We start from the raw sequence: 7350 nt of genomic DNA on the forward strand, positions 1-7350 counted from the left end.
ACGCCAGGAGTGACTCGCCGGCTTCTCGCCCGCGTCGGGCGGATAGAACGCGGCGCGCATTCCGTGATCGCTGACGACGAGGAGGTCGTCGGCCTCGCCGAGGGCGGCGACGATTTCGTCGACGATCTCGCCGACGCGGTCGTAGGCGCGACCCAGCGCGGTCTCGTCGTCGGCGTAGGCGTGGCCCGCCGCGTCCAGCGTGTGGACGTGGACCCCGGCGATCGAGACCGGGTGCTCGAGCATCTCGCGGGCCCAGCCGAACTGCTGGGCGCAGAGGCCGAACAGTTCGCGCTCGAACTCGCTGCGGGGCATCCCCTCGGCGACGGCGTTCATCAGGTCCCAGGCCCGCTGGAGCGGTTTCCCGTCGTGGACGCCCGGCCAGTTGTGGACGACCGCGTCCTCGGCGTCGAACATCGACTCGCGATCCGTCTCGCCGATGCGCTCGCGGTTGCCGGTCCGCGACCGAACGAGTTTGCCGAGCGTTCCCCTGGTGGACTCGTCGAGGCGACCGGTGAACGACGACGCGAGGTCGAGCGCGGGGTTTTCCCACTCGCTCGTGCCGCCGCCGGTAATCCCGTGTTCGGCCGGCTCGAGCCCGGTCGCGACGGTCGCCCAGACCTCCGGCGTGTACGGAACCGACTGCGTGTTCGCGAACGTCTCGATCTCGCCGCCGGACTCGAGGCGGACGGCGTCGAGGTCGAAGTGGTCGACCAGTCCGGCGTCGAGCGCGTCGAGCGCCAGGACGACGACGGTCATGCGTATCCCAGATCCTCCAGATCTTCCTGCAGCGCGTCTTCCTTGACGACGTAGGCGGGATCGAACCGCTCGAGTTCCCCCTCGAGCGCGGGATCCTCCACCGGTTCGCCGTCCGCGAGTCGATACGTTCCCTCCTCCGTCGCGATGCGGTCGGCGGTCATCGCGGCCTTTCGATCCCCGTAGGCGGCGAAGGCGATTTCGCGCTCGAGCGTGCCGACGCCGTGTTCGGTTCCCCGGAGGATCGTCGGGACGTCGACCAGCGAGACGACCGCGCCGAGGTCGGGCGCGTTCCGCGTGCCAAAGGGGACGTTCAGGAGCTCGGGCCGCATCTCGCCGGGGTGGCCCCACAGCCCGCCCTCGCCGAGCAGTTCGCCGTGATCGCCGCAGAAGACGACGCGAGCGTCATCGGGGATCGCGTTCCAGAGGGGCTCGAGGGCCGCGTCGAGTTCGGCGACCTCCTGTCGGTAGAGCTCCCGAACGAGGGCCTCGTCCTCGTCGGAGCCGCGACCGGAAAGCACGCGGCGAGTGATCCGCTGTGCCGCCGCTCGGTCGATATCCGCACCGTCGGGATCGTAGGGATGATGGGGTTCCATGAAGTGCAGCCAGCCGAACCACTCCTCGCGGCCGTCGATTTCGGAGAGAAACTGGTCGACGACGTCGTCCGCGGGCCGGAACGACTTCTCGGTCTCGTCGACGTAACTCCGGAGCTGTTGGTACCGGTTGTAGCCCCAGCTCGCGATCTTGTAGGGGAGCGAGCCCCGCTCGAGCACGATTGCCCCCTTGTCCTTCAGCGACTCGCCGCCGCCCTTCGGCGACGTGAACGAGTCGAATCCGGTCGCGTAGTCGTACTCCGCGGATAGCAGGTGATTCGTCGTGATCCCGACGCGGTGAGCATCGAACTCGTGGGCGACGCTCGCGCTCGGCTCGAGGCCGCGTCCGGCCGGATACTTCCCGCCGATAATCGCCGGAAAGCTGCCGGGAGTCGCGGTGCTCGTGGCGAACGCCGCGTCGTGAGTATCGTCCAGAAACTCCTGCGTCCGGGGCATGCACTGCACGTGATCGGTTCTGAGCGAGTCAACCGTGACTAGCAGGGTCGTATCCGTCGTGTTGTCGGTCATAGATATCCCAGATCCTCGAGTCGCGCGCGGCTCGCCGCGTCGACCTCCTCGGCGAACGCCCCCTCATCGTGCTCGTCGTCAGTCACCCAGTCGCCGAAGGCGGACTCGAAGAGACCGTCCGGAACCGTCTCGTCGGGGCGTTCGACCTGCTTCGACGGCGGCCCGGAGACGTCGTACACCGCCTCGGTGCCGAGCTGGTCGCGGTAGTACTTCCGATCGCCGCGATAGATCACCCGCTGTCCTCGGTCCCAGTACGCTTCGTCCCCGCCCTCCGGGATGCCGGAGCCCGAACCGACGATCTCGGCTCGAGCGCGCTCGCGCTCGAAGGCGAACGGATCGAACGGCTTCTCGTCCGCGAGCGACTGAATCACGCCCCCGAGATCGGCGTGGGAACTGAGCCCGTTCACGTCGACGGGACGGTCAGCGCCGTCGTCGGCTGTGCTTTGCCCGTCGGGTCCGATATGGGTACCGGTGCCATCGACCGCGAGATCGAGGGTACCGTCGCCGGTGGTGACGACATCGAACGGAACGTGCAACAGCCCCTCCGAGAGGCTGCTCATGTGATTCATGAGGAAGCCGTCGGATTCGTAGCCGAGGTTCTCGCCGTGGTCGGCCGTCACGATCAGGATCGACTCGCGGTCGTCACCGGTCTCCAGTGCGGTGACGAGGTCGGCGACGAGCCGGTCGAGGTAGTCGACGGTCGCGGCGTAGAGTCGACGGACGCGCTGGACGGACGCGGCGTAGTCGCCGAGGCCGTCCGCGACGTTCACGTCCGAATCCCGGAACGAACTCGAGTGGAAGTCGGCCGAAACGCCGTGAATCGAGTCGTCCAACCCGCGAAACGGGGTGTGGGGGCCGTGGGCGTCCATGAGGTTGGCGAAGGCGAGCACCGGCCCGTCGGGTTCGGTGACCTCGCGCTCGAGGGCTCGAACGATCGAGCGACCGCCGAAGTCGGTCGGCTTCTCGATCGGCAGCTTCCGACTCACGTCGTCCAGTTTGAGGAGGACGCCGTTGGCCAGCGATCGCAGCGGATGGTCGTGTTCGAGGGCCTGGCGGACGAAATCGGCGTAGGCCTCCATGCCCTCGGTCGATCGATCGGAGATGTGTCGCTGAACGTCCATCCCCGCGGGCAGCCTGCGACTCGGCGAGACGGGGACCGTCCGGTCGAAGAACCGGTCGAACCCGAAGACGGGGCTGGCGTAGATATTCGACGTGACGCAGACCGATTCGTACCCCATTCGCTCGAGGGGCGCGATCCACGTGTCCTCGACGTCGATCGGGTCGAACCGCCGCTGGTGGGCGTGAACGCCCGTCTCAGAGGGAATCGAGCCGGTCAGCAGCCCGGCGTGGCTCGGGACGCTCCAGCCCGCGAGCGTCCGCATCCCCTCGAATCGGATGGACGCCAGTTCCCGTAGTCGGGTCGCGTATCGGTCGTAGACGTCCTTTCTGACGGTGTCGAGACAGACAACGACGATGTTCGGTCGGTCCGGTCGGTCGGCCCCGGTCATGTGACTCGCGCGAGTGCGGCGCTGAAGCGTTCGCCCTGATTCGATTCGGTCAGGTCAGTCACGAGGCTTCGCTGCTCGCTACCGATGGATCGACGCTCCGCCGGAGCCCGCTCGAAGACGTCCAACAGACCCTCGAGCAGGCCCGCCTCGGTCGGCGGAACGACCTGTCGAGACGGCAGTAGCTCCCGAACGCCGGTCGCGTCGGTGACCACCGTCGGCGTCCCCGAGAGGATCCCCTCGAGCGCCGCGACGGGAAACGCGTCGCCCCGCGACGACTGGACGTAGACGCTCGCGCGGTCGAACCAGTCGGCGAAGGTATCCAGATCGACGAACCCGGGCGTGATCACGTGTGATCTGTCCGCGTACGCTTCCGCCTCGTGGCCCTCGCCGAGTATCACCAGCCGAACGTCGGCGTCGACGGTCCCGGCGAATCGTCTGACCGCTCGAGTCAATCGATCGTAGCCGTTCGCGGGTTTGGCCTCGCCCGCCGAGAGGATCGTAAACGGATCCGCGGGCGAGCGCGGGGAGAGCGACGCGAGTCGCTCGTACTTCTCGTCGGCGATCGGCGGCCGGACGTACGCGACCGGGACGTCGCCGATGTACGGTCGCGCCCAGCGGTAGACGTCGCGACCGACCGCGATCACACCGTCCAGGAGCCGGCTCGAGAGCGGTTCGAGCGCGCGCCAGAGGAATCGCGTCGGCCGCTCGGAGAGGGTGTAAAACGTCTCGTCGGCGGCGAGATAGACGAGGGTCGTCCCCGGATGGCGCAGTTTGTACGCGAGGCCGGTCTGGAGCGGGGCACTCCCCTCCGCGATGACGGTATCGTACGCCGGCAGCGTCCCGGCGGTCCGAATCCGATCGACGGTCCGATCGGTGTTGCCGTCTGGTTCCGGCGCTCGAGCGCCGGTCTCGAAGTGGCGACGCTCGGCGCGCACGGCATCGGCGAATACCCGGTGTGCGGGGTGAGCGTCGCTGTTCTGATAGAGCAGACACCGGTCGCTCGTCGTCGAGCGTTGCGCACGCGACATCTCGGTCCCCGTCTGTCCCATCGAATCGCCGCTCCGACTATCGCTGCGCGTGTCGCCGTCGCCGCTACGGGTCGTCGCGCTCGCCGTCATCGATCCGTCGCCTCCTCGAAATCGCGGGGTTCGTCGGCGTCGTCGGCCGGCTGTGACGCCTCCTCGGCGCGCTGCTGGCCTGCGGTTCGTCTCGCTTCGGTCGGACGCTCCGGCTGCCGTTCCGCTTTGCGTTCCGGTGTTTCGATGTCGGCGGCAGCCGCTTGCTCGACGACGTCGCGAAGCCCCTCGGCGAACTGATCGTACTCGTACCGCCTCGCCTCCGCCTGGATCTCCGTTGAATCGAAGTCGTCGGGATCGAACCGCCGGACCGTCTCCCGAATGGACGCGACGGTCGGCTCGAAGAGCAGCCCCGTCCGGCCGCCCTGTACCTGATACCGCGTGAACCCCTCGTTCACGCCGAGCAGGGGTTTTCCGGCCATCATGGCCTCGGCTCCGACGAGGCCGAAGTCCTCCTGTTTAGGCGCGTAGACGACCGCGGTCGCCCGCGCGACGAGCGACTCGATGTCCTCGACGTAGCCTCGCACCTCGATGTTGTCGTAGTTCGACGCGAACTCCTCGAGTCGCTCGCGCTGTTTCCCGTCGCCGGCGATCACGAGACGCTCGTCGAGTCCGGCGAAGGCTTTCGCGATCACGTCGATCCGCTTCTCGGGGGCGAGTCGAGACCAGGTGACGAAGTAGCCCTCGTCGCCGTCGTTTCGCCAGTCGCCGGTCACCGGCGGATAGACGACCGTGGCGTCGCGGTCGTAGAACCGACGAATCCGAGCGCGGACGAGTTCGCTGTTCGCGACGAAGCGGTCGACGTAGTCGTTCGCCTCCTTGTCCAGCGCCCGCCACCCCTTCGCGTAGGCCTTGAGCCCAGTCTCGACGAACGGGAACTCGAACGACGAGAGCCGATCGCGATAGAGGTCGTACAGCCACCGCGGCGGACTGTGGGGATAGTGGACGATCCGCTGACCGACGTCGGGGACGTAGTACTTCGACAGCGGCGCGCTCTCGAGGATCACGTCGTACGCCGCGAGATCCGGATGGGCGTCGGTCATATCGAGCGCCACGTTGAGCGTCTCGAGCGGGTTCATCCCCTCGTTCTTCCACTCGAGGAAGGGCCGCCACGGCAGCGAGGTGTATTTGGCCTGCTGGAACGGGATCACGTCGACGTCGGCGGGGAGCTCCGTCCCCTCGGCGACGTAGGTGGTGTAGATCGGCGCGTCGAGCACCCGGGCGGCCTCGAGGGCGAACTCCTCGCCGCCGCCGATGCCGGGGAAGCGGTCGTGGAGGATCGCGACGTCCGTCACTGCAACACCTCCCGGAGTTCCTCGTCGGGCGACCAGGTGCCGTCGTGGCTTGCTTCGTCTCCGTCGACTCGAGCACGGATGAGCGAGACGCTCGCGCGAAACAGCGATATCTGGGTGTCGAACAGGGAGTACAACGGCTGGAGCGGGCCGAGTGCATCGCGCGAGCCAAGTGCCGTAAAGGCGAGAACGCCGGCCGGGGTCGCCAGCCCGAACGGTCCGGCGACCGCCAGCGAGCCGATCGTGGCGACCGCGATCCCCGTCGCGACGAGCCACGGCGAGACGATCATGAACCACCAGTTAAAGGGAAGGACGATGCAGCCGTAGGCACCGTGGCGACCGAGCGCGTCGCGCTGTCGCCACAGCAATCGGAGCAGGCCCATCGCGCGCCGGTCCTTTTGCTCCCGTCGCTTGCCGAACTCGGAGTGAGCGGCCTCCTTGTAGTGGATGGCGGGATCGAAGACGACCCGGTCCCCGTTGCGCCGGATCTTGAGCGCGAGTTCGGTGTCGTCGGCGATCGAGTCGTCGTCGATCGGGACGATCGCGTCGCGCTCGAACGCCGAGAACGGCCCGTGGAAGATCAGCGTCGAGTCGATGTGGGACTCGAGGACCTGAATCATCGTCTGAATGTCGCGATACCCGCGTTCGACCCCGCTGTCTCCGATGACCTCGGCGTTGCGGCCGGTTACCGCTCCCACGTCGGGATCGGCGAGGTTTGCGACCGCCGTTCGAACCGCGTCGGGTGCGAGCCGCGAGTCACAGTCGGTCTTGACGACGACCTCGTTCGCCGCGGCGGCGTAGGCCTGATTCAGGGCGGTCGCCAGTCCCCGCCGCTCGTCCTCCCGGATGAGCGTCAGCTTCGGCTCCTGACGGCCGGCGAAGAACGTCTCCACCAGCTCGGCCGTTCCGTCGTCGCTCGAGTCGACGACCACGAGTTCGACGTTCTCCATCGGGTAGTCGAGTGCGACCAGTTCCTCGAGTTTCGACTCGACGATGGCGGCCTCGTTGTACGTCGGGAGGACGATGCTCACCGACGGCTCTCGGGGCCACGTATTGGCGGGCGTCCCCGTCGGCCGTCGGAGGTAGTACACGCCGAGGTAGATCAGATACGGAAGGCCCGTCAGTGCGACCAGTCCGAACAGGGCCTCGAAGAGGCGCTTCATAGAGTACGCCTCAACGCTCAACGGACCGTGACTAAACCGGCCGGCTTGCATTGTGCAAGTGCCGGTCGTCATCACCCCGCAGAGACCGTCCGAACCCACAACGCAACGGCGTGCTGATCGGCCACTACTCGTACCGGTCGTCCGAAAAGTGCGGTGGCGCGTACGGTGTGGCGACGAGCCGGTGCGAGGCCGAACGGAGTGAGGCCTCGAAGAGCGAACGGGGAGCGAATGCGAGGTCCGAGCACAGCGAGGACCTCGAGAAGCGAACGGCGAACGACGTGAGCCGTGAGCAGCGTCCCGTGAGCCGCTGGCGAGTCGCCGCTCGAATACACGCGAGGGACGAGTGAGTGAACGAAGTAAACGAGCGTTAGCGCGGAACCGTAATGATCAAGATAACTTTTGCAAATATGGACTGAGGAACTGGTCGATCCAGGACT

At 67.1% G+C, this 7350-nt stretch carries 7 protein-coding genes; 1 reads left to right on the forward strand and 6 read right to left on the reverse strand.

The window, feature by feature from the left end:
• The 6 genes from PGX04_RS17270 to PGX04_RS17295 form a co-directional block, all read right to left on the reverse strand.
• Positions 1 to 756: alkaline phosphatase family protein (locus PGX04_RS17270; protein WP_273739650.1), on the reverse strand; the 756-nt coding region annotated here is incomplete at its 3' end.
• Positions 753 to 1874 (reverse strand): sulfatase-like hydrolase/transferase, encoded by a 1122-nt coding sequence (locus tag PGX04_RS17275; RefSeq protein ID WP_273739651.1) that lies wholly within the window; start codon positions 1872 to 1874, stop codon positions 753 to 755. The genes PGX04_RS17275 and PGX04_RS17270, both read right to left, overlap by 4 nt.
• Positions 1871 to 3382, reverse strand: a complete 1512-nt coding sequence (locus PGX04_RS17280; RefSeq protein ID WP_273739652.1) for a sulfatase-like hydrolase/transferase — start codon at positions 3380 to 3382, stop codon at positions 1871 to 1873. Before PGX04_RS17280 ends, PGX04_RS17275 begins: the two co-directional genes overlap by 4 nt.
• Positions 3379 to 4500 carry a glycosyltransferase family 4 protein gene (locus tag PGX04_RS17285; protein WP_273739653.1) on the reverse strand — a complete coding sequence of 374 codons (1122 nt, stop codon included), beginning with the start codon at positions 4498 to 4500 and terminating at the stop codon, positions 3379 to 3381. The genes PGX04_RS17280 and PGX04_RS17285 overlap by 4 nt, the downstream gene beginning before the upstream one ends.
• Positions 4497 to 5753, reverse strand: a complete 1257-nt coding sequence (locus tag PGX04_RS17290) for a glycosyltransferase (protein ID WP_273739654.1) — start codon at positions 5751 to 5753, stop codon at positions 4497 to 4499. The genes PGX04_RS17285 and PGX04_RS17290 overlap by 4 nt, the downstream gene beginning before the upstream one ends.
• Positions 5750 to 6913, reverse strand: a complete 1164-nt coding sequence (locus PGX04_RS17295) for a glycosyltransferase (protein ID WP_273739655.1) — start codon at positions 6911 to 6913, stop codon at positions 5750 to 5752. Before PGX04_RS17295 ends, PGX04_RS17290 begins: the two co-directional genes overlap by 4 nt.
• 167 nt (positions 6914 to 7080) lie before the next feature.
• On the opposite strand from PGX04_RS17295, the gene PGX04_RS17300 reads away from it, so the two are divergent.
• Complete coding sequence (locus PGX04_RS17300; protein WP_273739656.1) at positions 7081 to 7260, forward strand: hypothetical protein; 180 nt, start codon at positions 7081 to 7083, stop codon at positions 7258 to 7260.
• Positions 7261 to 7350 lie beyond the last annotated feature (90 nt).

This window comes from Natrinema soli (assembly GCF_028618695.1).

What these genes read in the sequence shown, in the direction of transcription:
- PGX04_RS17295 (WP_273739655.1), bottom strand. Translation starts at nt 6,913, where the DNA reads ATGAAGCGCCTCTTCGAGGCCCTGTTCGGACTGGTCGCACTGACGGGC.
- PGX04_RS17275 (WP_273739651.1), bottom strand. Translation starts at nt 1,874, where the DNA reads ATGACCGACAACACGACGGATACGACCCTGCTAGTCACGGTTGACTCG.
- PGX04_RS17285 (WP_273739653.1), bottom strand. Translation starts at nt 4,500, where the DNA reads ATGACGGCGAGCGCGACGACCCGTAGCGGCGACGGCGACACGCGCAGC.
- PGX04_RS17280 (WP_273739652.1), bottom strand. Translation starts at nt 3,382, where the DNA reads ATGACCGGGGCCGACCGACCGGACCGACCGAACATCGTCGTTGTCTGT.